The 25,858-nt window shown below is 70.5% G+C and carries 20 protein-coding genes and 1 tRNA gene; 9 read left to right on the top strand and 12 right to left on the bottom strand.

What is annotated here, in order from left to right; all coding sequences use genetic code 11:
• Nucleotides 1-55 precede the first annotated feature (55 nt).
• From pstC to pstB, 3 genes are read left to right on the top strand one after another with little or no spacing between them, the layout of a single operon-like run.
• Nucleotides 56-1,009 carry a phosphate ABC transporter permease subunit PstC gene (gene pstC / locus QSV35_RS17110; protein ID WP_286290039.1) on the top strand — a complete coding sequence of 318 codons (954 nt, stop codon included), beginning with the start codon at nucleotides 56-58 and terminating at the stop codon, nucleotides 1,007-1,009.
• Nucleotides 1,009-2,106: a phosphate ABC transporter permease PstA gene (pstA, locus tag QSV35_RS17105; RefSeq protein ID WP_286290037.1), complete on the top strand. Its 1,098-nt coding sequence runs from the start codon at nucleotides 1,009-1,011 to the stop codon at nucleotides 2,104-2,106. The genes pstC and pstA overlap by 1 nt, the downstream gene beginning before the upstream one ends.
• A 25-nt stretch (nucleotides 2,107-2,131) precedes the next feature.
• Nucleotides 2,132-2,911, top strand: coding sequence for a phosphate ABC transporter ATP-binding protein PstB (pstB, locus tag QSV35_RS17100; RefSeq protein ID WP_286290035.1), 780 nt, complete (start codon nucleotides 2,132-2,134; stop codon nucleotides 2,909-2,911).
• Between the two features lie 76 nt (nucleotides 2,912-2,987).
• Here the strand turns inward: pstB and QSV35_RS17095 are convergent, their stop codons facing one another.
• The 6 genes from QSV35_RS17095 to QSV35_RS17070 all read right to left on the bottom strand — a co-directional run bounded on the left by QSV35_RS17095 (nucleotide 2,988) and on the right by QSV35_RS17070 (nucleotide 7,904).
• A complete protein-coding gene (locus QSV35_RS17095) occupies nucleotides 2,988-4,574 on the bottom strand; it encodes an alkaline phosphatase family protein (protein ID WP_286290034.1) in 1,587 nt (528 codons plus the stop codon).
• Between the two features lie 157 nt (nucleotides 4,575-4,731).
• Nucleotides 4,732-5,673 carry an aminodeoxychorismate lyase gene (locus tag QSV35_RS17090; RefSeq protein WP_419956864.1) on the bottom strand — a complete coding sequence of 314 codons (942 nt, stop codon included), beginning with the start codon at nucleotides 5,671-5,673 and terminating at the stop codon, nucleotides 4,732-4,734.
• A 295-nt stretch (nucleotides 5,674-5,968) separates the two neighbouring features.
• A complete protein-coding gene (locus QSV35_RS17085; RefSeq protein WP_286290032.1) occupies nucleotides 5,969-6,607 on the bottom strand; it encodes a DNA-directed RNA polymerase subunit beta in 639 nt (212 codons plus the stop codon).
• Nucleotides 6,608-6,708: 101 nt separating this feature from the next.
• Nucleotides 6,709-7,116 (bottom strand): VOC family protein, encoded by a 408-nt coding sequence (locus tag QSV35_RS17080; protein WP_286290030.1) that lies wholly within the window; start codon nucleotides 7,114-7,116, stop codon nucleotides 6,709-6,711.
• A 48-nt stretch (nucleotides 7,117-7,164) separates the two neighbouring features.
• Complete coding sequence (locus tag QSV35_RS17075; RefSeq protein WP_286290285.1) at nucleotides 7,165-7,512, bottom strand: helix-turn-helix transcriptional regulator; 348 nt, start codon at nucleotides 7,510-7,512, stop codon at nucleotides 7,165-7,167.
• Between the two features lie 86 nt (nucleotides 7,513-7,598).
• On the bottom strand, nucleotides 7,599-7,904 hold the full coding sequence (locus QSV35_RS17070; protein WP_286290029.1) for a hypothetical protein: 306 nt from the start codon (nucleotides 7,902-7,904) through the stop codon (nucleotides 7,599-7,601).
• Between the two features lie 167 nt (nucleotides 7,905-8,071).
• On the opposite strand from QSV35_RS17070, the gene QSV35_RS17065 reads away from it, so the two are divergent.
• Nucleotides 8,072-8,143, top strand: a tRNA-Lys gene (locus QSV35_RS17065).
• Between the two features lie 64 nt (nucleotides 8,144-8,207).
• On the opposite strand, the gene QSV35_RS17060 is transcribed toward QSV35_RS17065, so the two are convergent.
• Entirely contained in the window at nucleotides 8,208-8,810 is a 603-nt protein-coding gene (locus QSV35_RS17060; protein WP_286290028.1) for a TetR/AcrR family transcriptional regulator, read from the bottom strand.
• Nucleotides 8,811-8,890: 80 nt separating this feature from the next.
• Between QSV35_RS17060 and QSV35_RS17055 the strand changes: the two genes are divergently transcribed.
• Nucleotides 8,891-10,351 (top strand): DHA2 family efflux MFS transporter permease subunit, encoded by a 1,461-nt coding sequence (locus QSV35_RS17055; protein WP_286290027.1) that lies wholly within the window; start codon nucleotides 8,891-8,893, stop codon nucleotides 10,349-10,351.
• A gap of 64 nt (nucleotides 10,352-10,415) precedes the next feature.
• Here the strand turns inward: QSV35_RS17055 and QSV35_RS17050 are convergent, their stop codons facing one another.
• Together QSV35_RS17050 and QSV35_RS17045 are read right to left on the bottom strand one after the other, a co-directional pair.
• Nucleotides 10,416-11,651, bottom strand: coding sequence for an LCP family protein (locus QSV35_RS17050; protein WP_286290026.1), 1,236 nt, complete (start codon nucleotides 11,649-11,651; stop codon nucleotides 10,416-10,418).
• A gap of 67 nt (nucleotides 11,652-11,718) precedes the next feature.
• Complete coding sequence (locus QSV35_RS17045; protein WP_286290025.1) at nucleotides 11,719-12,525, bottom strand: ZIP family metal transporter; 807 nt, start codon at nucleotides 12,523-12,525, stop codon at nucleotides 11,719-11,721.
• Nucleotides 12,526-12,672: 147 nt separating this feature from the next.
• On the opposite strand from QSV35_RS17045, the gene QSV35_RS17040 reads away from it, so the two are divergent.
• Nucleotides 12,673-13,104, top strand: a complete 432-nt coding sequence (locus QSV35_RS17040; RefSeq protein WP_286290024.1) for an SRPBCC family protein — start codon at nucleotides 12,673-12,675, stop codon at nucleotides 13,102-13,104.
• Here QSV35_RS17040 and QSV35_RS17035 read toward each other — a convergent pair.
• A complete protein-coding gene (locus QSV35_RS17035) occupies nucleotides 13,082-13,666 on the bottom strand; it encodes an isochorismatase family protein (RefSeq protein WP_286290023.1) in 585 nt (194 codons plus the stop codon). The genes QSV35_RS17040 and QSV35_RS17035 overlap by 23 nt on opposite strands.
• A gap of 36 nt (nucleotides 13,667-13,702) precedes the next feature.
• Between QSV35_RS17035 and QSV35_RS17030 the strand changes: the two genes are divergently transcribed.
• Nucleotides 13,703-14,692 carry an EamA family transporter gene (locus tag QSV35_RS17030; protein WP_286290022.1) on the top strand — a complete coding sequence of 330 codons (990 nt, stop codon included), beginning with the start codon at nucleotides 13,703-13,705 and terminating at the stop codon, nucleotides 14,690-14,692.
• Between the two features lie 40 nt (nucleotides 14,693-14,732).
• Here the strand turns inward: QSV35_RS17030 and QSV35_RS17025 are convergent, their stop codons facing one another.
• On the bottom strand, nucleotides 14,733-17,900 hold the full coding sequence (locus tag QSV35_RS17025) for an MFS transporter (protein WP_286290021.1): 3,168 nt from the start codon (nucleotides 17,898-17,900) through the stop codon (nucleotides 14,733-14,735).
• 113 nt (nucleotides 17,901-18,013) lie between these two features.
• Here QSV35_RS17025 and QSV35_RS17020 point away from each other — a divergent pair, with 113 nt between their 5' ends.
• Entirely contained in the window at nucleotides 18,014-18,973 is a 960-nt protein-coding gene (locus QSV35_RS17020; protein WP_286290019.1) for a hypothetical protein, read from the top strand.
• A gap of 65 nt (nucleotides 18,974-19,038) precedes the next feature.
• On the opposite strand, the gene QSV35_RS17015 is transcribed toward QSV35_RS17020, so the two are convergent.
• Nucleotides 19,039-22,806 carry an AAA family ATPase gene (locus QSV35_RS17015; RefSeq protein ID WP_286290018.1) on the bottom strand — a complete coding sequence of 1,256 codons (3,768 nt, stop codon included), beginning with the start codon at nucleotides 22,804-22,806 and terminating at the stop codon, nucleotides 19,039-19,041.
• Between the two features lie 73 nt (nucleotides 22,807-22,879).
• On the opposite strand from QSV35_RS17015, the gene QSV35_RS17010 reads away from it, so the two are divergent.
• Nucleotides 22,880-25,759, top strand: a complete 2,880-nt coding sequence (locus QSV35_RS17010) for a helix-turn-helix transcriptional regulator (protein ID WP_286290017.1) — start codon at nucleotides 22,880-22,882, stop codon at nucleotides 25,757-25,759.
• Nucleotides 25,760-25,858: the final 99 nt, after the last annotated feature.

The following is a 25,858-nucleotide window of genomic DNA, read 5'->3' as shown; positions in this document are numbered from 1 at the left end:
AGACGCCCGGCCGAGGTCAGCTCTCGGCCGGGCGTCCCGCACGAGAAGGAATCGGATGACGACAACAGCCGCCCTCCCGAAGGCAGCAGCGCCGAAGGCGAAAGTCCGCCTCGGCGATCGCGTGTTCTCCACGACGACCGTCGTCGCAGGGTCCCTGATCCTCGCCACGCTGGCCGCCGTCGCCCTGTTCCTCATCATCCAGAGCATCCCGGCGCTCTTCGCCCACCCCGGCGACCTGCCGAACAATGCGACGGGCTTCTGGCAGTACGTCGCACCGATCACCTTCGGCACGGTGTGGGCCGCGCTCCTCGCACTCATCATCGCGACGCCGCTGTCGATCGCGATCGCCCTCTTCATCTCGCACTACGCACCGCGGCGCGTCGCCCAGACGTTCGGCTACATCATCGATCTGCTCGCGGCGATCCCGTCGGTGGTCTACGGCCTCTGGGGCATCGTCGCGCTCGCGCCGTTCGTGCAGCCGTTCTACATGTGGCTCGGCGAATACATGGGCTGGTTCCCGCCGTTCGCCCCGCCCATCTCCGGCACCGGCCGCACGATCCTCACCGCCGCGATCGTCCTCGCGGTCATGATCATCCCGATCATGACCGCCATCATGCGCGAGGTCTTCCTGCAGACCCCCCGCCTCCACGAAGAGGCCGCGCTCGCGCTCGGCGCGACCAAGTGGGAGATGGTGCGGATGGCGGTGCTGCCGTTCGCGCGCAGCGGCATCGTCTCGGCCATCATGCTGGGGCTCGGCCGCGCGCTCGGCGAGACGATCGCCATCGCGATGGTGCTCTCCCCCGCATTCATCATCAACTTCTTCGTGCTGCAGGCGCAGAATCCGAACACGATCGCCGCGAACATCGCGAACCAGTTCCCCGAGGCCACCGGCCTCGGGGTGAACGCGCTCATCGCGTCGGGCCTCGTGCTGTTCATCGTGACCCTCATCGTCAACATGCTCGCGCGCTGGATCGTCGGCCGCCGCAAGGAATTCTCGGGAGCCAACTGATGGCCGCATCCGTCGCCGCCCCCGCCCGCGTCGCGTCGCACGCTCCCTCGCTCACCGCGGGACGCCTCCCCCGCGGCACCGCCTGGATGGTGCTCGTCGGCAGCTGGATCGTCGTCGGCGCGATCTTCGGCCTCGTGGCCGTCGCCTCCTCCGACCACGCGTTCAACCTCGTCGGCACGCTGTTCTTCGGGACGGTCCTCTTCGTCGCCCTTCTGTGGCTGCTGTCCCGCATCGTCGAGGGCGCGCGCCGCGCGAAGGACCGCCTGGTGACCTCGCTCGTGATCTCAGCGTTCATCATCGCCCTCCTGCCGCTCGTCTCGCTCGTGTGGACGGTGGTCGGCAACGGCCTCGCCCGCTTCGACGTCCCGTTCTTCTCGGAGTCGATGCGCAATGTCGTCGGTGCGGGAGGCGGCGCGCTGCACGCCATCGTCGGCACGCTCATCATCACGCTCGGCACGTGCCTCATCTCGATCCCCGTGGGCCTTCTCACCGCGATCTACCTCGTGGAGTACGGCCACGGGCGCCTGGCGCGCGGCATCACGTTCTTCGTCGACGTCATGACCGGCATCCCGTCGATCGTCGCGGGCCTGTTCACGTTCGCGCTCTTCGCGCTGGTGTTCGGCCCCGCCATCCGCACCGGCCTGATGGGCTCGATCGCCCTGTCCGTCCTGATGATCCCGGTCGTCGTCCGGTCGTGCGAGGAGATCCTGAAGCTCGTCCCGAACGACCTGCGCGAGGCGTCGTACGCGCTCGGCGTGCCCAAGTGGCGCACGATCCTGCGCATCGTGCTGCCGACCTCGCTCGCCGGAATCGTCACCGGCATCATGCTCGCGATCTCGCGCGTGATCGGCGAGACGGCGCCGCTACTCATCGTCACCGGCTTCACGTTCAGCATGAACTACAACTGGACGGAGGACCGGATGATGACCCTGCCGGTCTTCATCTACACGCAGTACATGCAGGCCGCCGGCACCGCGGCTCAGGCGTCCGTCGACCGGGCGTGGACGGCGGCCTTCACCCTCATGCTCATCGTCATGGCGCTGAACTTCATCGGGCGCATGATCGCCCGCTGGTTCGCCCCGAAGTACGGCCGCTGAAGCGGCATATCCTAGAAAGCACATCGTGTCCAAGAGCATCGAAGTCAACGACCTCAACGTCTACTACGGCGACTTCCTCGCCGTGGAGGGCGTGTCCCTGCACATCGAGCCGCGCAGCGTGACCGCCTTCATCGGCCCGTCCGGCTGCGGCAAGTCCACGTTCCTGCGCACGCTCAACCGCATGCACGAAGTCATCCCCGGCGCACGCGTCGAGGGCCAGGTGCTGCTCGACGGCGACGACCTGTACGGCTCCAGCGTCGACCCCGTGGCGGTGCGGCGCCAAGTGGGCATGGTCTTCCAGCGCCCGAACCCGTTCCCGACGATGTCGATCAAGGAGAACGTGCTGGCGGGCGTGCGCCTGAACAGCAAGCGGATGCCGAAGTCCGACGCCGACGCCCTCGTCGAGAAGTCCCTGCGCGGCGCGAACCTCTGGAACGAGGTCAAGGACCGCCTCGAGAAGCCGGGCTCGGGCCTGTCCGGCGGTCAGCAGCAGCGCCTCTGTATCGCGCGTGCGATCGCCGTCGCACCGCAGGTCCTCCTCATGGACGAGCCGTGCTCGGCCCTCGACCCGATCTCGACGTACGCGATCGAGGAGCTGATCGAGGAGCTCAAGGAGACATACACGATCGTCATCGTGACGCACAACATGCAGCAGGCCTCGCGGGTGTCCGACAAGACCGCGTTCTTCAACATCGCCGGCACCGGCAAGCCCGGCAGGCTCATCGAGTACAACGACACGAGCACCCTCTTCACGACGCCGTCCGTGCAGGCGACGGAGGACTACGTGTCCGGCCGCTTCGGGTGATCTGATCGCGCTTCAGTCACGATGATGGATGCCTCGGCCCTGTGCAGGGCCGAGGCATCCCTCGTTCCGGGTCGGCTCAGCCGTCGAGACCCATGCGGATCCCGTCGAAGAGCGGGTTGACCTTCGCGTCGCGGGTGCCGAGCGGTGCGAGGTGGAACGACTTCTCGATCGTGGCGAGGATCGACGTCGTGTCGTACTGCGTGTGGTCGACGCCCGAGGACGTGAACTTCGCGCTGACGAGGAGGGCGGGGATGCGGGTTCCCGGACCCCACTTGTCGACGACCGGCGGCGCGACGTGGTCCGCCTGCCCGCCGAACTCGTCGTACGTCACGACGATCAGTGTGTTCTTCGCATCCGGTCCGCTCGTGATCGTCTTCAGCAGATCGACGAGGTGATCACTGCCGTCCGGCTCGCTCGCATATCCGGGGTGCTCGTTCTCATCGCCATAGGGCTTCACGAAGCTCACGGTGGGCAGCGTGCCGTTCTTCGCCGCGGCGATGAACTTCGTCTCGTCCTGCAGGTGTTTGCGTCCCGGCTGCGCTGGCACGCCCGGCTGCGCGGGCGCATACGCGGCGAAGTAGTTGAACGGCTGGTGGTGGAACTGGAAGTTCGGGCCGGGGTGGCCGTTCTCGGCGGCGTCCCATCCACCCGAGTACCAGTTCCACGAGATGCCCGCGGCCGTCATCCGGTCCCCGATGTTCGGATACTTGGTGTCGTCGATGAGCGGCAGCGCGCGGCCTCCGCTGTTCGGGGCGGACGCCGGCTGGATCGTGTTGACCGCGAAGTCTCCGCACGCCGCCGCGTAGTCGTTGCCGCCCCCGGGGCACGCGACCGTCCACTGCGTGTTCTTCAGCGTGCTCGGGCCTGTCGTCGGGGTGTACAGCGGGTACGCGCCCGGCATGCCGTTCGCATCGAGCACCGAGTTCGTGACGCTCGCCGACGTGTCCAGAGGGGTGCGCGCGGCGATCAGCCACTGGTGGTTCAGGAAAGAGCCGCCGAACGCCGCCTGGAAGAAGTCGTCGGCGAGCACGTAGTTCGGAGCGCCCACGCCGTGCAGGTACTGGTAGATGGGCAACTGCTTGGTGTCGTACTGGCCCTGTGTGAGCCCGACGGCATCCGAACCGGTCGTGTACCGGTTCATGAGACCACCGTTCTCCTGGTACTGGTCCTCGTAGAAGCGGTGGACCAGGTCGCGCGTGCAGCCGCCGGGCTCGCCGGTGCCGTTCAGCACGCCGAACTTCGCAAAGACCCCCGGCACCGGGCACGTGGTGTCGGTCGGCTTGATGAAGTCGTCGATCGTGAACGTGTGGTTGGTGAACGCGCTCGTGATGCCGCCCCCGGAGCACGTCTTGGGGGTGACGGCGTCGAGGTTGACGTCGTTCTGCTCCAGGCAGTCGAACGGCGTGCCGTTCTGATCGACCTGCGGAACGCTCTGCGTGCCGTTGACCGCCTGCCCGTTTACCGCGCCCCACCCGCCGTAGAGGTTGTCGAACGAGTGGTTCTCCTCGTAGATCACGACGAGATGCTTGAACCCGCCCGGGATCGTGGACGGACCGCCCGCACGACTGTCCCCCGGCGCGCCGAGCGCGGGGGTCGCCGAGGCGACGGCGGCGCCGAGCGCGAGAGCGGCGACGGCGAGAACGGTGGTGATGCGCCTGGACACGGACTGCCTCCCGGGGGTGAAGCTTCCACGGCGGCGCCCGATCGAGTCGGGGACGTCGTCGCACTGCGAATCGTCGTAGCGAACGCCGAGATTACGCCTGGGTCGCACCGACCGGCAAGGGGGGTGCGCGCCGACCGCGGTCCTGTTCGACCCGGGCTCAGTCGCGCGGGCTCAGGAGGTACTCGTTCAATGCGGCGCTGAAAGCGGCGTCGACCGCGAGCGGGTGGCCGTCGATCGACAGGATGGGGGCTGCCAGGCGCACACTCGACACGAGCCACGCCGCATCCGCCGTCGCGAGCGCGGTCGCGGGGATCGTCTCGTAGGCGGTCTCGAAGCCGAGGTGCTCGAGGTGGGCGAACACGCTCAACTGGGTCGTGCCGTGCAGGATGCCGGCCCCCGGCGCCGGCGTCGTGAACCGGTCCCCGCGGCGGACGATGACCGAGGATGTCGGGCCCTCCAGCACCACGCCGTCCGAGGACAGGAAGATCGCGTCATCCGCGCCCCGTCGGTGCGCCTCGCGGATCGCCGCCATGTTCACGGCGTATGACAGGGTCTTCGCCCCGAGCAGGAGCCACGGGGCGCGCGCGGGCGCGCCGCTGTCGAACCCGCGGTCGAGGGTCACGACCCGGATGCCGGCCCGCGCGCGGGTGAAATCGGCTGCCTCGGTCGCCGTCACCCATGCCGTCGGCGTGGGCCCGTGCTCGATGCCGCGGCTGAGGATCAGCTTGATCACGCACTCCCCGGCCGGGCACTGGGATGCCGCCGCGGCCACCGCCTCCCGCCACTGCGCGAGGTTCGGCGCGGGCAGATCGCACAGCTGAGCCGAATGCGCCAGCCGCTCGAGGTGCGCCTCGACCTCCTGCGCATGCCCGTCGACGACGCCGATCGACTCGAAGATGCCGTCCCCGCGCTGCGTGCTGAGCTCGCCGACGCTGAGGGCAGGAGCCCCCGGATCGACGACCGCGAACGTCTCCGCGAACTCGGTGCCGGGGTCGGTGGATGCCGCAGGTGCGCCCCCGCGCCCGGAGGCTCCGCCCGGCGCGCCGGCGTCGTGTGGAGCGGGCATGGGGACGATCACGAGCGCGAAACGCCAGGTCATGGCTCGAGCCTAGAGGGCGGGAATGTTCGCGGTCGCCGGTCCGTTACACTGGATCAGCCGGGCCGCAGTAACCCCGGGCTCCATCTTCTGCCGCTCCGAGCGGCCTTGCGCCGAGAGGCGTTCTGCGGCCCGGCTCTTGCATGTCCGGGCTCAGGTGGGCTTCATCAGGCGACTTCTGACTCGACGAGCGGAGTGCATTCGACGAGCGGATTGCGGGATGCCGCGTCAGCGCACTCCCGTCGTCGAGTCGACTCCGCTCGTCGGCGCCCGGACTCCGCTGAGCGGTGGGGCGAGCTCAGGTGAGGGAGTCACGGCGCCAGAGGGCGGCGCACGACGCGAGGTCCTCGGCGTAGGTGGCGAGGCGCAGCGCGCGCGTCGTGAAGCTCGACGCACGCTCGGGCTCCGTGGGCTCGTAGTCGTCGGCGAGGTGCGTCGCACCGGCGGCCTGCACACGGCAGAACGCCGCCGCGCGATCCAGCGCGACCGCGAAGTCGCCGTCGAAGAGGCCGCGCAGGATCGTGTCGATCAGCGCGACGAGCTCGTCCGGGCCGGCGGGCGTCGGCGCGCCCGCGACCACCTCGTCGACCGACGAGAGCTCGGCGCGACCGCGCGCGTACAGCAGCGCCGCGGTGTGCGGGTCGTCGTGGATCATCACCTGCAGGAGATACAGCCGCCAGAGGGCTCCGGGCAGCGAGCGCGCGGGCGACCGGGACCACAGCTCGGCGATGTCGTCGATGCCGTGCGAACCCGTGTACGCGACGAGACGCTCGACGGTCGCCGCATCCGGGTCCGCCCGCACGCGCGCCAGCAGCGCGGCCGCCGTCGAATGCGCGACGCGCGACACCTCGGCAGGATCCTCCGCCGAGAACAGGCGGTCGAAGAGCTCAGCGGGGCGTCGGACCGGCTTGTGGTACTCGCGGGGTGCGTCAGTCATCGATTCCAGGGTATCGGCGGCTCAGGATGCCGGGGCCGGTCCCTGGTGCTGCGCTCACCATCTGATCCGCATGGAGCATCAAATGGTGAGCGCGCACGCAGTCACGCCTGGTTGATGCGGATCAGGTTGCCCGCCGGGTCGCGGAACGCGCAGTCGCGCGGCCCCCACGGCTGCACCATGGGCTCCTGGAGCACCTCGGCGCCCGCGGCGCGCACGCGCTCGAAGGTCGCATCGAGGTCGGGGGTGCTGAACACGAGCGGGCCGGGGCCCGATCCCTTCGCGACCAGGCGGTGCAGCGCGTCGCCGTCCTCGGGCGAGCGGCCGGCACCGGGGTCGGAGAGCACGAGCATGAGGCCGGGCTGGCCGGAGAAGCCGAACGACACCCAGCGGTGGCCGTCCGACGCGACATCGTTCACGAGGTCGAGGCCGAGGGCGTCGCGGTAGAACGCGATGCCCGCGTCGACGTCGTCGACGGTGATGGGGCTGTAGGAGAGGCTGATGTCTGTCATGCCCCCAACGCTAGGAGCCGCCGATCGCGGATGCTTCTCCGATCCTGCTCACCCGAAGGGCGTGGGGCGCGTCAGCACCATCGCCATGCACGACGGCATGGCTTCGACCGCTTCGTGCGGGCGCGAACGGTACGAGCTCGGCGTCTCGCCGACGAGGCGCGTGAACGTCGAGCTGAACGAGCCGAGGGATGTCGCGCCGACGGCGGTACACGCATCCGTCACCGACATCCCGTCGCGCAGCAGCGCCATCGCCCGCTCGATGCGCCTCGTCATCAGGTAGGCGTAGGGCGTCTCGCCGTACGCGACCTTGAACTCGCGGCTGAAGTGCGCGGCCGACATGAACGCCTTCGCCGCCATCGTGGGCACGTCGAGCGGCTCCGCGTACTCGCGGTCCATGAGGTCGCGCGCCCGCCGCAGGTGCTTGAGGGTCTCGGGGCTCTGATCCTCGGATGCCACCCTCCGAGCGTATCCGCCGTGCGCGCTCATTCGGCCGATCGCTCGCGCATCGCCCGCGAGCGCCAGTTCTCCCCGCCGCGTTCGAGAGTCACGATCGCGTGACAGTTGCGGCATCGCACGTCACATTTGGCGATCTCGTCGAGGAGTCGCGGGATGCCGTAGCCGCCGGCCACCAACCGCATGACATCGGCACTCTTGCCCGATCCCGGTCTGTGGTCGAAGTCGAGCACACGGAGATCCCGGTTGCCGCAATCCACGCACGGATGCGCGCGCAAGTACTCGGCGAGAAAGGCCTTCGACTCGACCCGCTGCTTCGCGACGCGCTCGGTCACGGCCCGCACGTGCTTCTCGTGGTTGTTCGCATAGTAGCGACGAGATGTCTCGCGGTTGCAGTCGCGGCACACCTCCTGCAGGCCATCGGGACGCGACGACTTTCGGTTGAACTCGGACAGTGGCTTAGACTGCCGGCAGGTGCCGCACGTCTTCTCGCGCGCCGCCTGCCCCCGTAGCTCAGAGGCAGAGCAACCGGCTTTTAACCGGTGGGTCGAGATATCGTAATTCTCCGGGGGCACACTTCTGTTCTATGCCAGTCCTCCGACATCGCGTGGGAGATCGCTGCGATGTTCGGATCCGCGTCAGCCGCGCGCGTCGGCGTGCAGCTCCTCGAGGACGAGTCCGAGTTCGTCGCCGAAGGCGCACTCCATGAGTTCCTCGATGTTCCGGCCGTGCTTCAGCTCGAGCGGCAGCCCGGATGCGATGAGGGTGTTGATGAGCATGCCCTGCGCCATGAAGCGCATCGCGTCGTCGGCCGGCATCACGGCCCGCAGGCGATCGTAGATGCGCATGAAGCCGCGCCGCGCGACGGGGCCGATCGCCGGGTCGTGGCCGAGGATGAAGCCCTGCATGAGCGAGAGCAGGATGCCGCGGTCGGTCTTCACGAGCGAGACATAGGCGTCGCCGATGAACGGGCGGATGTCGTCGACTCCCTCCGGAACGGCGGTGATCGCCGCATCGAAGGACTCCAGGATGCGGGCGCACACCCGCTCGAGGACCTCGATGAACAGCTGCTCCTTCGACCCGAACAGCCGGAGGACGTAGGGCTGGCTGATGCCGGCCTCACGCGCGATGCGGTCTGTCGTGGCGCCGTAGTAGCCCTGCTCGCCGAACGCGCGCGTCGCCGCCTCGATGATCTGCTCTCGCCGCTGCGCTGCGGGGATGCGATCGGATGTCGAAACCATGCTTGACATGTTATCAGTCGATAGCTACATTCGGTCAGGTAAGTAATCAGTCAATTACAACCTCTCTTCAGAAGGCCGCCATGTCCACCTCCTCCGCACGTCGCGTCCCGGTCTGGATCGCCGTGGTCGCGGCATCCCTCCCCATGTTCATGTCGACGCTCGACAACCTCGTCGTCACCAACGCCCTGCCCGCGATGCGCGCCGACCTCGGCGCGTCCATCGAAGAGCTCCAGTGGTTCGTGAACGCGTTCACACTCGCGTTCGCGTCGTTCATCCTCGCCGCCGCGGCCCTCGGCGACCGCATCGGCCGCCGCACCGTCTTCATCCTGGGGATCGGCGTCTTCACCGCCGGAAGCGTGTTATCCGCCCTCAGCACCGAGCCGTGGATGGTGACCGCCAGCCGTGCCCTGTCCGGCTTCGGCGCCGCCGGCATCATGCCACTGTCGCTGACCCTCCTCGCCGGAAGCGTGCCCGACCGGCTGCGCCCCGCGATGATCGGCATCTGGGGCGGCGTGGCCGGCCTCGGCGTCGCACTCGGCCCGCTCATCGGCGGAGCGGTCGTCGAAGGCTGGAACTGGCAGGCGATCTTCTGGCTCAACGTCCCGGTCGGGATCGTCGCCATCCCGCTCGCCCTCTTCGCCCTGCCGAACACGCGCGGAGCGCGCCTGCCGATCGACCTGGTGGGGGTGTTCCTCGCCGGCCTCGGCGTGCTCGGGATCGTCTTCGGCCTCGTGCGCGGCAACGACGCAGGCTGGGACAGCCTCGAGGTCACGGGCTCCCTCGTCGCCGGCGCCGCCCTGCTGATCGCGTTCGTCCTCTGGGAACGCCGGACGCCGGCCCCGCTGCTCCCCCTGCGCCTCTTCCGGGATCGCAGCTTCACGGTCGCGAACATCGCCGGCCTGCTGTTCAGCCTGGGCATGTTCGGGTCCGTGTTCATCCTGATCCAGTATCTGCAGGTCGTTCGCGGCGCGTCCCCGTTGCAGGCGGGCCTGCAGACGATGCCGTGGACGCTCGCGCCCATGTTCATCGCCCCGCTCGCGGGTCTGCTCGCCCCACGCGTCGGCACCCGCGCCCTCGCCGTGACGGGTCTCACGATGCAGACGATCGCGCTCACGTGGATGGCTCTGGAGATGAGCCCGACCGTCCCGTACATCGACCTCGTCCCGGCGTTCCTCCTCGCGGGGGTCGGCATGGCGCTCGTGTTCGCGCCGCTGTCGACCGCTGTGCTGGCGAACATGCCCGCGGCCGACCACGCGAAGGCGTCCGGGACCAACTCCACCGTCCGCGAGGTGGGCACCGCGCTCGGCGTCGCCGTTCTCACGGCCGTGTTCACCGGCGCCGGCGGTCAGCTCACGCCCACCGGGTACGTGGATGCGGCGGTCCCCGCCGTGCTCGTGGGCGCGGCCGCCCTGGGACTCGGGGCGATCGCAGCCCTGTTCCTCCCGGCCGGACGCGGCACGTCGACGGCACCGGCATCGGAGGCGGATGCCGAGTCCACCTCCGCCGATGAGCTCGAGCAGGAGCCCGCCCCCGCGATCTGATGGAGCGAGGTGATCCGGGCGGGGCGCCCCCGCCCGGATCACCTCTCCACCGGCGCGGGCGTCGTCAGTTCACACAGGGCACCGCACCGGACAGCAGCGGCTGCTCGCTGTTGGTGTACACGTTCGAGGGCGTGGACGGCGCTGCGGGCGTCGCCGGGGCCGTTCCCTGCGGCGAGGACGGAGTCGACGGCGCGGCCGTCGGGGTCGCCGGATGCAGGAGCCCCGCGACGATCGCCTGGATGCGCTTGACGTCGACGATGTTGACGCTCTCGCCGTGGATCATTCCGAACTTCTCGACCGGCAGCGTCTGGAAGCTCAGACCCCCTCCGGACAGCCGTTGCGCCTGGTTGGCGAGGCTCAGGATGTCGAAGCCGCTGTCGAGCGCGACATACTGCTTCGCGGTGTCGATCAGGGTCTGCATCGTGCCGAGGTCCGTGAAGGTGCCGGAGTGGCGCAGCTTGACGGCGAGCGAGACGATGAACGCCTGCTGGCGCCGCGTGCGGTCGAGGTCGGTGAGGAACACGTTCTTGTAGGTCGTGTCCCGCCGCTGCCGCACGAACGCCATCGCCTGCGATGCGCTGATCTCCTGGACACCGGCCGGGAAGTTCGCCCCGGAGTACTTCGGGTCCGCGGTCGCGTGGTTCAGGCACACCGTGATCGGCTGGACGGCCTGGGCGATGCGGTAGAACGCGGCCATCGTGATCTCCACGAAGTGGTCGATCGGCACGCCGCCGAGGAACTGCGACACCGTGTCGATCTCCTCCTGGCGGGCCGCCGTGCGGGCCTGCTGGTACGCATCCGTCTTCGAGATTCCGCCCTTGCGCAACAGCGCCGAGTAGGTCGCGTCGAACTGGCGGCCGTAGGCCTCCTTGATCTTGCCGTGGGTGGTGCCGCCGGGCGCGCCGGCGTACTGCACGTAGTCGTCGCGCGGGATGGAGATGCCGACAGCCGGCCCACCGCCCGCCGGGATGTGGATGTACATCAGCACGTTCGTGTTGTAGCCGCCGACCGACTGGTCCTCCGCGTGGATCGCGTTGTAGATGTCCGCGGGGTACGGGTCGCCGTTCTCGTCGACGCGGCTGTCGAGCCCCATCACGAGGATGTTGGTCTCGCCGGTGAGCTGCGCCACCCCGGGTTCGGCCGTGCCGCGCGGCATCGCGACCTCGGACCGGTGGATGCCGGCGAACAGGCCGATGACGTCGACGGCGACGATGGTGCCGGCGACGAGGACGACGATCGCGACGGCGCCGCCGATCAGGGCGAAGATGCGCCTCCTGCGCGTGCGGGGCGTTGGGCTCACCCCCCGAGGATGCCCCTGCCCTCCTGGACAACGCCTGGGACGCGCCGCACGCGGACCTGGGAGAACGTCAAGCGCCGCCCGCGGTGACGATCGCGTCCGTGGCGAATCCGGCGAGGAGTCCGATGAGCACGCCGTACGCGAGCAGGTCGGGGCGGCGGGCCTTCATCGCCATCCCGATCATCTGCATGACGACGTACAGGATCGATCCGGCGGCCAGCGTCAGGAAGATGACGCTCACGATGTCGCTCGTGAAGAACGTGCCGACCCACGTGCCGAGGAACGTCGGGCCGCCGCCGATCAGGGCGAGAAGGAGCAGCTGCGCCCAGGACGGGATGCGGCGCCTGCCGTTCTCGTCGACGTCCGCGGCGAGCGGGGCGACGATGCCGAAACCCTCGGTGGCGTTGTGCAGGGCGAAGCCGATGACGAGGACCAGCGCGAGCTGCAGCTCGCCGGAGGCTGCGGACTGCCCGATCGCAAGACCCTCCGCGAAGTTGTGGAGGCCGATCCCGACGGCGATCAGGAGGGCGAGCTTGCGCGGCGGGAGGTGCTCCTCACCCGAGCGCCGCTTCATCCACCCCTCGTACCAGGTCAGTCCGAGAAGGCCGACCGCGAGACCGCCCGCGAACAGGAGTCCGAGACCGAACACGGGTCCGAGCGAGCCCTTGCCCTCGTGGAGTGCGGCGAGGCCGACGTCGATCGGCTCCCAGGCATGCGCCAGGACGTCCCAGAAGAGGAACAGCAGGATGCCGGCCGCGATCGTGTTGAGCAGGGTCCGAAGCGTCGGCATCGGCGCCTTGATCCGTGCCAGCGGCATCCCCAGGACGATGGTGGCGCCGGCGAGGAAGCCGAGCAGCAGGACGGTGGGCAGGGGCATGACGAAGAGGCTCCTATCGGGTTAGGCGAGGCTAAGCATAGTCGCCGTCGCCATGTGCCTCCGACCGCGGTCACACAGGTTTACGCGCGGGCTCCGGGAGAGCACAATGAGCACGATCGCCACCACACCCGAGCCGGAGGAGACCCCATGCTGCACGACGAGAACACGGTCGTGATCGATCGTCCCGCCGAGGACGTGTACGACTTCCTCGTCGACGGCCTCAACGGCCCGGAATGGCGCACGGGAATCCGTTCGATCGCACTGCGGTCCGGCACGATCGGCGCCGTCGGCACCGAATACGCGCAGGAACTGGCGGGGCCCGGCGGGCGCAGCGTCGCAGGCGACTATCGGATCACCCGTGCCGACCGACCCTCGCGCATCGAGTTCGAGGTCATCGCGGGCCCGCTGCGTCCGAAGGGGACCTACACGCTCGACGCAGAAGGCGGCGGCACGAGCGTGACGTTCGCCCTGGACGCGCAGCCGTCGGGCTTCATGCGGCTGATGTCGGGCACCATCCGCAAGACGATGGCAGCCGAGGTGGGCGCGCTCGGCGCGCTCAAGCAGGTGCTGGAGAGCTGACGAGCTCCGCCCCCGCGTGCGCGAGCTCCGCGAGCGCGGCTTCGCTCGAGGCGGGTGCCACGCCCGCGACGAGATCCGTCAGGATGCGCACGTGCCTGCCGTGCGCGATCGCATCCAGCGCCGAGGCCCGCACGCAGTAATCGGTCGCGATGCCGGCGACGTCGACGTCCACGATGCCGTGCGCATCCAGGAGCTCCTCGACCTTCTCCCCCGCATCCGTCGTGCCTTCGAAGAGGGAGTATGCGGGCACGCCCTGCCCCTTCTTGACGTGGTGCGTCACGGCCGACGCGTCGAACCCGGGGTCGTATTCGGCACCCGGCGTGCCGGCCACGCAGTGGACCGGCCACGAGTCGACGAAGTCAGGGGCCTCGGAGAAGTGACCGCCGTTGTCGTTCGCGCCGTCGTGCCAGTCGCGTGACGCGATGATGAGGTCGTAGTCGCCGGCGTGGCCCGCGAGGAGACGCGTGAGGCCTTCCGCGACGGCGTCGCCGCCCTCGACGCCGAGCGCGCCGCCCTCGGTGAAGTCGTTCTGGACGTCGACGATGAACAGTGCCTTGCCCATGCCTCGAGCGTATGCCTCCCGTAGGCTGGTGCGGTCATGTTCGCAGCGAGCCTCGCCTTCGTCGGCGCCATCGTGTACGGCTCCGCGGATTTCTTCGGGGGGCTGGCCGCCAAGCGCCTGCGGTCGATCGTCGTCACCGCCGTCGCAGCGCTCTCCGGGCTCGTCGGCCTCATTGTCGCGTTCCTCTTCCTGAACGCGGTCGCGCCCGCCGACGCCGGCGCCTGGAACGCGGCCGACACGCTCTGGGGCGTTCTGTCCGGACTCATCGGCATCGTGTCGATCGTCCTCCTCTACGGGTGCCTCGCGATCGGCCCGATGAGCATCCTGTCGCCGCTCGCCGCGGTGCTGTCGGCGATCGTGCCGGTGCTGTGGGGCCTCCTGGTCGGCGGCGAGACCCTCGGCCCTCTCGGCTACGTCGGCCTCGGCGTCGCGCTCGTGGCGGTCGTGCTCGTCGGCTTCATCCCGGGCGAGAAGGTCGTGCGCCCGAGCCTGCGGGGACTTCTCATGGCGATCGGCTCGGGCATCGCGATCGGCGCCTTCATGATCACGATCGATCAGACGCACGCCTCGAGCGGCATCACGCCCCTCATCGCGAACCGCGCCACGAACGGCCTCGTCACCGCCCTCATCGTCATCGGCTCGATCGTCGTCGCCGTGCGCCGCGGCAGGCCGGTGGCATCCGTCTTCCCCGCCCAGGGGGCTCTCCTCGGCGCGACGCCGTCCGGACGTGCCGATCTCGAGCACGCGACCGAGTCGGGGCCTATCGCGGTGCTCGCCCCGCCTACCGTGGTCCCGGCGTCCGCGTGGTGGCTCGCGATCGCCTGCGGCGTGCTGGACGCCACCGCCAACACGGTCATGCTCGTCGCCCTGCACAGCGGCGACCTGTCGGTCGTGTCCGCACTCACCGCACTGTATCCGGCCGGCACGATCCTCCTGGCGGCGATCGTGCTGCGCGAACGGATCGCGCTCGTGCAGTGGATCGGACTCGCCCTGGCCATCTCCGCGGGCGTCCTTCTCGCCGTCTGACGACCAAGGGCGCGGTCTGCTGACCGTTCTGCGGACCGTCTCAGTCGGCCGCGAACAGCTCCCCGCCGGTCTGCTCGAGAAGCGCACGTGCCGCCGCACGGCCCGACTCCACGAGCGTGTCGTACTGATGGAACTCCAGGAGGCCGACCCCCATCGAACGCGGCGTGACGACCCATGCGCCGAGCTTCTGCGCCTCCGCGGCCCCGCCGCCCCCGATCATGAGGGTGCGCAGCATCGTCTCGCCGAGCGCCGGCACGCGGACCGGCCGTGGCGGCTCACCCGGCGCGGACGTGCGCTGCCCGCCGCTCATCGAGATGTTCACCGCGACGATCGGGCCCTCATCCCGCTCGGTGAGCGTGTCGACGGGGAGGTTGTCCAGCACGCCGCCGTCCACGAGCAGCCGGCCCTCGCTCGGGACCGGGGCGAACAGGATGGGGAGCCGGGAGGACGCCTTGATCGCATCCACCATGGGCCCGCTGCGGTGCACGACAGACATGCGCGTGAGGAGATCGGTGCTGACGCAGCGGAATCCGCGCGGAAGATCCTGGATGCGATGGTCGCCGTAGCTCCGCGCGAGGGAGCGCTGTGCTCGATGGCCGCGCGCGAGAGAATGCCGTGGCACTCCGTAGTCGCTGAGGATGTCCTCGCGGACGAACTCGCGGTAGATCGCGTCGCCGAGCTCCCCGGCGGTGCCACCCATGGCGTAGTACCCGGCGATGACGGCGCCCATGCTCGCTCCGGCGAGGCGATCGACGCGGATGCCGGCATCCTCGAACTCCAGCAGCACGCCGATGTGGGTGATGGCGCGCGCTCCCCCGCCGCCGCACACGAGCGCGACCGATCGTCCGCTCAGGCGATCCTCGAGCCCGCGGAGATCGTCCGCTCCGCTGACGCGCCACGCATCGACGGCGTCCGCCCAGGCGCTGCGCGCCGCGCGCGATGGCGAGCCGACGAGCACGAGCTCGGGACGGCCCGCCATCGGCCGGAGGGATGCCGGTGGGGCCTCCCCAGAGAGCCCCACCAGCACCACCGTGTCGGCTTCCCGCGCACAGCGGGAAGCCCATTCCTCGTCGTCCCCTGAAGCGACGAGGAAGACCAGCCGGTTCTCCGCCTCGGCGCGGTCGACCTGCTCGGCGGAGTGCGCACCGCGAAGAACAGCCACGCGCAGCCGGCCCGCCAGGCCGCGCTCGAGCGCAGCGGCGACCGCATCCACATGCCCCGCGGCGCCGATGCCTGCCGCGAGCACCGCCACGAGGCTCGGCCGCGTCGGCACCGGCGCGGTCGCAGGACTCGCGTCGGCGAGCTGGTGGGCGAGGGCCGTGACGAGCGCGGCGAGGGCCGCTGCATCCTCCCCGATCGCCTCCTCCAGGAGTGCGCGGGAGATCTCGAGGACCTCGCAGTCGCGCCGCGCGCGCACGGATGCCGAGCGGACACCCTGTGTGAACAGTGCCAGCTCCCCCACGACAGATCCCGGACCCAGCTCGCGCACGGCGCGGTCGCCGATGACGACCTCGGCGCGCCCGGCGAGGAGCACGAACATCGAGTCCGCGGCGTCACCGTGGCGCAGCAGCCATTCCCCCGCGGCGAGGGACCGCTGCGGAGCGCTCTCCAGGAGCCGTTCGCGCGTCGCGGACGGCAGCTGCGCGAACAGCGATTCCTCGGCAGGGCGCACGGTGCGCCGCAGCACGACGGGAGGCGACGACACCGCCTCGCCTGCGTGCGCCGGATCCGCCGCGACGAGGTCCGCAGCGCTGTCGTCGAAGTGGCGGATGCGACCCATGAACAGCGTGATGACGGCGGCCGCGGCGAACGCGATGATGCTCATCGTCCAGCCGTTGCGCAGGTCGTCCACCACCGTGAGCATGGTCGGCGTGCCGAGGATCACGACGAGGATCGCCACCCCGATCGTGCCGCCGATCTGGCGGGCGCTGGAGATGACGGCGGAGGCCGTGCCGTACTTGCCGCCCGGCTGCGATTCGAGCGTCGAGGCCGCGAGCAGCGGCAGCGTGGCGCCCACGCCGACGCCGCTGATGATCTGGCCGGTGAGCCACGGCCCCCAGAAGTCGGGCTCGGTGCCGACCATCGTGACGTACCAGACGTACCCCAGCGCCCATACGACGAATCCCGCGGCGATGATCCAGCGGTAGCCGACCCGCGCCGCGATGGGCTCGAGCACCGCGGCGACGATCGCAGCCACGACGGCGCCCGGAACGAGGGCGAGCCCCGCCTCAAGCACCGAGTACTGCCACACGTACTGCAGCCACAGGACGTTCGTCAGCATGTATCCGAAGAATCCGACGCCGGCGACGAGGGTCGCGATGTTGGCGACGAGGAACGGCCGGTTGCGCATCATCGCCATGTCCAGCACGGGCGCCGGATGCTTCGTCGAACTCAGGATGAAGGCGGCGAAGAGCAGGACCGCACCGCCCACGACGACCCACAGGATGACGCTGCCCGCGCCCCACTCGGAGCCCTTGATGATCGCAAGGGTCGTGAGCCCGAGCGCGCCGGAGAGGAGCGTCGCGCCGAGGAGGTCCGGCATCCGCCGCCGCCCCGGCGCCCGGCTGTTGACGAGCTGATGTCGCCCCAGCCACCACGCGACGATGCCGAGCGGGATGTTGATCCAGAACGCCCAGCGCCATCCGCCGGCCTCGACGAGCGCGCCGCCGATCGGCGGACCGAGCCCGGAGGCGACGGCGGCCGCGGCGGCCCAGAGTCCGACGGCTCGGGCGCGCTTGCCCGGCTCTGCGCCGTCGATGACGACGGCGAGGGATGCGGGGACGATCATCGCCGCGCCGAGCGCCTGCACGACGCGGGCGCCGATGAGGACGACGATGTCCGGAGCCAGCGCGCACACGGCCGACGACGCCGTGAACAGGACGATGCCGATGAGGTAGAGCCGACGGCGGCCCACGACATCCCCGAGCCGGCCGAAGACGATCATGAACGACGCGAAGACGATGTTGTAGGCGTTCAGCACCCAGGAGATGGTCGAGATCGACTCATCCGGGAACGATGAGCGGATGCTGGGGAACGCGATGTTGACGATCGTCGCGTCGAGGAAGGCGAGCAGCGCGCCGAAGGAGGCGACGAGCAGCACGGTCCGGCCCGGGATGCGGCCGCGGCGGACGGCCGCGCGGCGCGACGGCGCATCGCCCGGTCTGCGGTCCGACTCGGCAATGGCGTCCATCGGGGGCTGAATGGCCATGCCGCCAGGATGTGCGCACGGAGAATCCGGAAACCTCAGTGAACTCACGGATCTTTTCTGCGGAGCAGAGATGAATGCTGGAGTCATCGTTCGATGTCGCGAGGAGTTCCGCCATGTCCGTTCACCTGCGCCGGGTCATCCGCTCGCTCATCGCCGTCGCAGCCCTGACGCTCGCCTGCGTCGTCGCCCCGGCGGCCGCTGAGGCCGCGCCACCGCCGACGCCCACATCGATGACCGTCGTCGCACAGACGGATCCCGCGATCGCCGCGCAGCTGGCAGGCGTGCCGTCGCAGGCGCTTCCCAGCGTGCTCACCGCCGCCGGGAAGCCATTCCAGCTCGTGATCGCGCTGTGGATCGGGAGCACCCCGGCGTCGTACTCGACGGCGATGACGGTCAACCTCACCGCCTCGACGGGGCCCGGTCAGCTGAGCGTGACGCAGATCGTCATTCCGGCCGGCGCCACGGGCGCAACCGTCTCCGAGTCGTACTCGGCGGCCACGACGTCACTCCAGGTCACGGCGACCACGGGGACGAAGAAGGCGCCGCTCATCGCCACCACGGGCGCCTTCCCGGTCGAGAAGAACCTCGCAGTGTTCAGCGGCCAGTCCTCCTCGCTCACGGGCGGGACGGCGGGCGCGGACGGCGCGGGCTGCACGACGGTCACGCCGGCGCAGCCGATGTGCGGCATCCTCTCCCTGCCGAAGGGCGCCAACGGCAGCGTCGCACTCTCGCTGGGGCTGTGCCCGGCGGGGCAGCCGTGTTCGAAGGGCGCGCTCGTCACGCAGTTCATCGCGAACATGGACGGCCTGTACACCCGGACCGCCCCCGCGAAGATGACGATCATCTGCGACAAGTCGCTCTGCGGTCAGGCCGGCGTCAACAAGTTCAGCGCCGTGTGGTCGCAGTCGGCGACCGGTGCCCTCGCCGTCGTGCAGCCGTGCCCGTCGAAGGGCGTGATCGGCGCCTCCCAGAACTTCTGCACCGACTACGTCCAGAGCACCCGCGACAACGCGGGCGACCTGCTTCTCGTGGTGCTGTTCCTGAACGACCTGCGGGGCGCGGTGGGAGGCTGAGTGCCCACGACTCGCAACGGCCGCTGGGGCGATGCGCCCCGGCGGCCGTTGTCTGAGCGCCCGGCTCACGCCCTCACGCCGAGATCCGCCAGCACCAGGCGCGACTCCGCCCGGAGCGCGCCGTCGTCCGTTGCATCTGCCAGTGCCAGGCGCAATAGCGCCGGCTCATAGCCTCCATGCGTGCCCGCCGTGCGAGCGAGCCCATCGCGGGCGGCCGCGGCCGCCTGCGCATTGCGTCCCTCGATCACGAGGGCCTGGGCTCGGATGCGATAGAGACGGGCGAGCACCTCCGCCGCCTTGACCTCCGCCTCGACGATCGTCGCATCGATCAGCGCGAGCGCGGCCGCGGTCTCGCCCGCTTCGGCCAGCGCATCCGCGCGCGCGGCGTCGACGAGTGCGACCTCGCCCACCAGATCCAGGTTCGTGAGCACGGTGCGCGCTTCGTCGAAGAGCGGCCACGCTGTGGATGAGCCGTCCGCGCCTGCTTCGGCGCGCGCCAGCTCACGCAGGACGAGCCCCACGAGTTCTTCGTCGTCGACTCGGCGGGCAAGCCGCAGAGCGGTGCCGAGAACGGGACGCGCTTCGGCATGCCGGCGCTGCGTGACCAGCATCTCCCCGTGGTTGTACAGCGCGTTCGCCGCGTTCGCGTCGTCTCCGAGGCGGTGGAAGCTCTCCGCGGCCCGCGCGAACGCGTCGATCGCTTCGTTCCAGCTGCCCGAGTTGTAGGCGTCGATGGCGAGATTGTTCAGCGTCAGCGCCTGGCCGCTGAGGTCGCCCAACTCCTCGAACAGCGAGAGCGCGAGCTGCCCGTAGGGCCGGTCCTCGTCGAGGGTGGACGCTCCGTACGCAAGATGCAATCCGTTGAACGCATGGGCGAGCAGTTCGCGATCGCCTGCCGCCTCCGCCCACTCGACGCTGCGGCGGCCCCAGCGGATCGCTTCGTCGTCGCGACGCTGGATGTGCAGGCAGAAGCCGTAACGGATCGACAGACGTGCGCGTACCGCGTCCGCCGCGGCGCCCGTCATCCCGTCCAGGAGGTGCAGAGCCCTCGTCAGCTGGGCGAGGGCCGCCCGGTAGCGCCCCAGACGCAGGGTGATGCGGGCCTCCTTGTACACGACCTCTGCCGTCTCGACGACTCCGAGGCTCCGCGTGCGGCGCGCTCGCCGAAGCGCGCTGATCGCACCGGTGGCATCACCGGCCATGTCGAGGCTCTCGCCGAGGGAGAGGTACGCGGCAGAGCGTCTCGCGAGGTCGATCCCGGGCAGGTGCGCTGCGCTGTCCAGGGCGCGCTCGAAGAACGCGGCCGCCTGGCCATAGGCGTACTTCGCGCGCGCGTCGTCGCCGGCGCGCAGCGAGTACGCCCACGCCTTGTCGTGATGGCCGGCCTCGTGGAAGTGCAGGCTCAGCAGTTCGGGGGATGCATCCCGGTCCTCGAGAGTCGTCGCGACGCGCGCGTGCAGATCCCGCCGCAGGCGGAACGGCAGACCGGCGTAGGCCACGTCGCGCACCATCGCATGCCGGAACTCGAGGCCGGCGGCATCCGCCTGCGCGCCGGCCGGGACCTCCACCGGGCGGACGAACTCGTCCAGGCGTTCCGCGATCTGTTCGATCGTGACGGTCTCGGGGGTGAGGCTGACGAGGATGCCGGGGTCGAACCGCGCGCCGAGCACCGCGGCGAGGCGCAGGAGAGCGCGGTCGGATGACGCGAGCCGGTCGATGTCGACGAGCAGCACCGCCTCGACCGAGTCCGGCAGCTCGCTCGTCTCGGACGCGCGCGCGCCCGCGGCGAGCGACGTGAGGAACAGGGGGTTGCCTGCGGCCCGCTCCACCATCGCCTCGAGGGTGTGACGGCTCGGCCGCGCGCCGCCGGCGGCGGCCTCCAGCAGCTCCAGCGCGCTCTCCGGCGCGATCGCCGCAAGAGCGATCCTGAGGTCGACCGGCTCGGACAGCTGCGGGACGAAGCCCACGGGGATCTCGCGCCGCGTGAGGACCATGCACCAGGGATGCCGATGCGACTCCGCCTCGAGCCGATGCAGCAGCGCGCCGGATGCCTCGTCCATGAGATGCGTGTCCTCGAACACGAGCAGGGTCGGATCCGTGAGGAGCGCCGCGAGCAGGTCGACGGTGATCTCCTCGATGCGGCCGCGACGGAAGCGCTCTTCGAGTTCGTCCACCTCACGCGTCGAGGGGATCTCGACATCGAGCACCACACCCAGGAGCGCGAGCCACGGCTCGAGCCTCGGCGCGGCCTCCTGCACCGTGTCCTGGATCCGCGTCTTGATGTCCGCCTCGGCATCCTGTGCGCCGACGCCGAGTACGCCGCGCAGGAGCGCGCCGACCGTCGAGTAGGGCGTGTTGCTCTCGTAGCTGCCCGACGTCGCGGAGAACACCTGCACGGCATCCGGGACCACGAGCTCGGCGACCAGCCGCGACTTGCCGATGCCCGGCTCGCCGACGATGTCGACGACAGAACCCTGTCCGTCGCGCGCCGCCGCGAGCGCGTCGCCCAGAAGCCTCAGCTCCTCACCACGGCCGACGAACCGGCTCTCGCGGGCGGCCGCGCGGCCGCGCACCTCCCGCACGACGACCGCGTGCACCGGGATCTTCTTGCCCTTCACCAAGAAGGGGGGCAGCGCGTCAGACTCGACGTCCACGTGTGCCTGCGCGACGACGAACTCCGTCGCGACGGCCTGGCCGGGGTGCGCACGGCCGAGGAGGCGCGCCGCGAGGTTCACGGCATCCCCCTTGATGGAGTAGGTGCGCCGCACCGCGGGACCGAGCTCGCCCGTGAAGACGTGGCCCGCGTTGACGCCCACCCGCACGGTGAGCGCTCCCTCATGGGCGGCGATCGCGAGAGCCGTGCGCAGCATCCGCTCGGCGTCTTGACCCGCGCTGCGCGGCGCCCCCGCCGTGAGCATGATCTTCCCGCCGTCCGCGGCGATGTCCGACTCGAAGAAGGTCACGCCGTGCTCGAGGCACGCGTGCTGCACCACGGCGACCAGGTCGTGCACGGCGGTCGCGGCCGCATCCTCTCCCTCCTCCGCGATCAGCCGGTCGATGCCCCCGAACTGGACGAACGCCACGGCGACGGGCCGGTGCTCCGGTTCCCCGCCGCCGGCTTCGAGGTGGACGCGGATCGCCGGCGGCAGGGTGCCGGCGACCGCGTCGTCGGCAGCCGCCCGTCCGGGACGGATGGGAGGCTCCGGCAGCGACCGCAGGAGGCGTGCGGACCGGCCCTCCACGTCGATCGACTCGCCGAGCACGCGCGCCGGGAGAAGCGAAGCCGTCTCCGGGGTGAGGAGGATGCGGCCCGCGGTGCACGTCGCCTCGACGGCGGCGAGGCGGCTGGCGGCCGGCCCCGTGACGATCAACTCGCGGTGGCTCGCCGGATCGCCCACGAGGAACACGTCGAACGCACCGCTGTGGATGCCGATCGACATGCGCAGCGGCGCGTGCACAGGCAGCGCCCGATCGCGCACGAGAGTGCGCAGGGCGGCCCGCATCCGGTGCGCCGCGCGCGCGGCGCGCGCCGCGTGGTCCTCATCTCGGAACAGGAGCAGCACCGCATCCCCGCCCCACTTCAAGAGGTCCGCGCCGTCGTCGAACGCGGGAGCCAGAAGCGTCGCGAAAGTCAGGTCAAGGGTGTCGCTGAGCAGCTCGGCGCCTTCCTTCCCCTGCCGCGCCAGCCGCTCGGTGAGCCGCGTGAAGCCGGAGATGTCGGCGAACACCATCGTCCCCTCGATGGTGCGGTGACGGAGGTCGGGCTCGTCCCGCATCCACTCCGCCGCGAGGCGGGGCGCGAACGGCGCGAGGGGACCTGGGTCAGGAGACATGTGCGGTGCCCCTCGGTAGACTCGGGCTCGGGGATGCTGGGGGGCCGCACTGGGGCGGCCGAGAGGCGGTGGCATGCAGACGCCTGTTCATGCCGGGCGGAGCACACGCGTGTTCCTCGGGCGAGACGCGGAGCTCGCCGTGCTCGCGGCTGCGCTCGACCGCGGCACGCAGGGCGCGCCACGGCGCGCTCCCCACGGCGACGACACGACGAACGGCCACGTCATCATGGTCCGCGGTGAGGCCGGGATCGGCAAGACCTCGCTCCTGGACGCGGCGATGCGGCGTGCGTATGGACGCCGCGTGCTGCAGGCGTCCGCCGACGTCATGGATCGGCGCCGGACGTACGGCATCCTGCTCGACGCGTTCGCACCCGTTCTCACCGACGACGACCGGCGCCTCGCCGCCGTACAGGACAAGTACGCCGTCGCGGAGCGCCTGCTGACGATCGTCGACGCCGTGGCGGTCGAGCCGACCGTGGTCGTCCTGGAGGACCTGCAGTGGGCGGACAAGAGCTCGCTCGCCCTGCTCACGCGGCTCAGCCACACCCTCGAACAGCTTCCGCTGCTGATCGTCGGGTCGATGCGGAGCCAGGCTCCCCGCGAGACGCCGCATGAGCTCGACCGTCTCCTCGTCGCGCTGAGCGATCGCGACCTGCTCACGACGATCGAGCTCGGAACCCTGCCCGCCGAAACGTGCGTCGCGATCGCCGAGTGCCTGGCGGGCGGACGGATCAGCGGAACGCTCGAGCGGTACGTCGGGACGGCAGGCGGCAACCCGCTGTTCCTCACAGAGATGATGCGGGCGCTGCTGCGCGACGGGGCGGTCACGATCGGCCCGCGCGGCGAAGCCCGGCTGGACGCCCCGGTGGGACCGTCGCCGTCGCTGGCGATGGTGATGATGCGACATCTCAGCCACCTGAGCTCTCCGAGCCGGGATCTGCTGCGCACGGCGGCGCTGCTCGGCACCCGCTTCTCCCTCTCTCAGCTGCGGGTGGTCGTCGATCAGCCGATGAGCGTCCTCGTGCCGATGCTGCAGGAGACGTTCGCGGCCGGGTTCCTGGAGGACGCCGAGCAGGACATGCTCGGCTTCCGGCACGAGCTGATCCAGGAGGTGCTGCTGCAGGACCTTCCCGCCCCCGTGCGCGCGGAGCTGCACCGGGAGATCGCGATCCGCCTGGAGGCGGCGGACGTCTCGCCGGCGACGGTCGCCGGACACCTGCTGCAGGCGCCGACGGACGCCCCCGACCTGCCCCGCATGCTGCGACTCGCGCAGCGCACGGCGGTGTCCGCGCCCGAGACCGCCGTCGAGCTCTGGAACCGCGTCATCGACGCGACCACGAGCGACGATCCGCTCAATACGCAGGCGGTCGCGGGTCTCGCGCGCGCCGCGCTCAGCTCGGGACGGGTGGTGGATGCCGCGGACCTCGCCGCCGTCGTGCTCCGCCGCGACGTGCCGCCCGAGTCGCTGGCGGGTGTGACGCGCACCCTCACGCAGTCCCTGCTTCTGCAGCATCGGCACGCCGATGCGCGCGATGCGGCCGACCGGTACGCCGCAGCCGAGGTGCTCGAGCCCTATGACCGCGCCACCCACCTGGCGTTCGCGGGCTGGCCGCGCATGATGCTCGGGGACGTCGACGGCGCGCTGCGCGTCGCGCGCGACGGCGCGGCGATGGCGGCCGCGACCGGCAACGTCGGCGCCGAGGTCATCGCCCTGAGCCTGCAGGGACAGATCGCGAACTGCCGAGGCGACCTGGATGCGGCCATCGTCGCGTTGACGGATGCCGCGGCGAAGGCCGATCGGCATCCCTCGCTCTCGACGCTCGAGACCTTCCCGCACGCCCTCCTGGCGGTCGCGCTGGCCGATGCCGGGCGCACCGACGCCATCGTCGAGCTCCTGCAGCACAGCCTCGAGCTGGCGGAGAACCTCGGCTACCGCACCGGGATGCTCGCCGCGCACTCGCTCGGCGCACAGGCGCGCAGCCGCACGGGCGCGCTCTCCGACCTCGCAGCTGAACTCGACGCGCACGGAGCGATGGTCGCGTCGATGGATGTGCGGCTCGATGCGCCGGTCCGCGGGATCCGTGCGTACGTCGTCGCCCATCAGCGGGGACCCGGCGCGGCTCTGGAATGGTCGGCCAGCCTCGACCCCGTCCCGGCCTGGTCGATGTGGGGCGGGCGCGGGCGGTCCTGGATCTGGCAGGGGGTCAGCCAGCGTCAGCGCGCTGCGGGTGACGACTCCGCGACCTTCGACGTGCTGTGGGAGGGGTGGCGGGAGCTTCGCGCGGTCCGTGCCGAGGTGGATGCCGCGGAGATCGCCCTCGACCTCGTCGATCTCGCGCGGTCGGTCGCGGGCGTGCACCCTTCGGCGCGCGCTGCGGCCGCGCAGCGCTCGCGCGAGGTCGTCGATGCCGTGGCGACACTGGCCGACCGGAACCCCGACGTGGCGCATCTGCGGGCGACGGCGCTCGCCGTCGAGGGGGTCAGCACGGATGACGCCGACCTCCTCCTGGAGGCGGCCGGCATGATGGCGACGACGCCCCGGCGTTTCGAGCACGCGCGGGTGTCGGAGCTCGCAGCCCTCGCCCTCCCCGTCGGACACGCCGACAGCAGGAGCCTCGCCGAAACGTCCCTGCGCGGGTACTCCGACGTCGGCGCCGATCACGACGTCATCCGCGCGCGGGCCGCGTTCCGCCGGAAGGGCATCGCCGTGCTCGCACCCCCGCGCGCGAGGCCTGCCACCGGATGGGAGTCGCTCACCCGCACCGAGGAGCGCATCGCGAGCCGCGTCGCCACCGGCGCCACCAACCCCGAGATCGCAGCGAACCTCTCGGTGTCGCGGCGCACGGTCGAGACGCATGTGTCAAACGTCCTCGCGAAGCTCGGTCTGCGCTCTCGCACGGAGCTCGCCGTCTTCGTCTCCCGACGCCTCGACGACGTCGGACAGGACGGCTAGGAGATCGATCCAGCCGCAGAACGGCACCGCCTCGCCGTGGTCGTCCACCCGACCGACCGGTGGATCCGTGCTGTCCACCCAGATCTCGATCCGCACCAA

Source organism: Microbacterium candidum (assembly GCF_030315975.1).
In the GTDB taxonomy this organism is placed as follows: domain Bacteria; phylum Actinomycetota; class Actinomycetes; order Actinomycetales; family Microbacteriaceae; genus Microbacterium; species Microbacterium candidum.
Note: the sequence above shows the minus strand (reverse complement) of the source record. Positions and strands in the feature narration are given on the sequence as shown.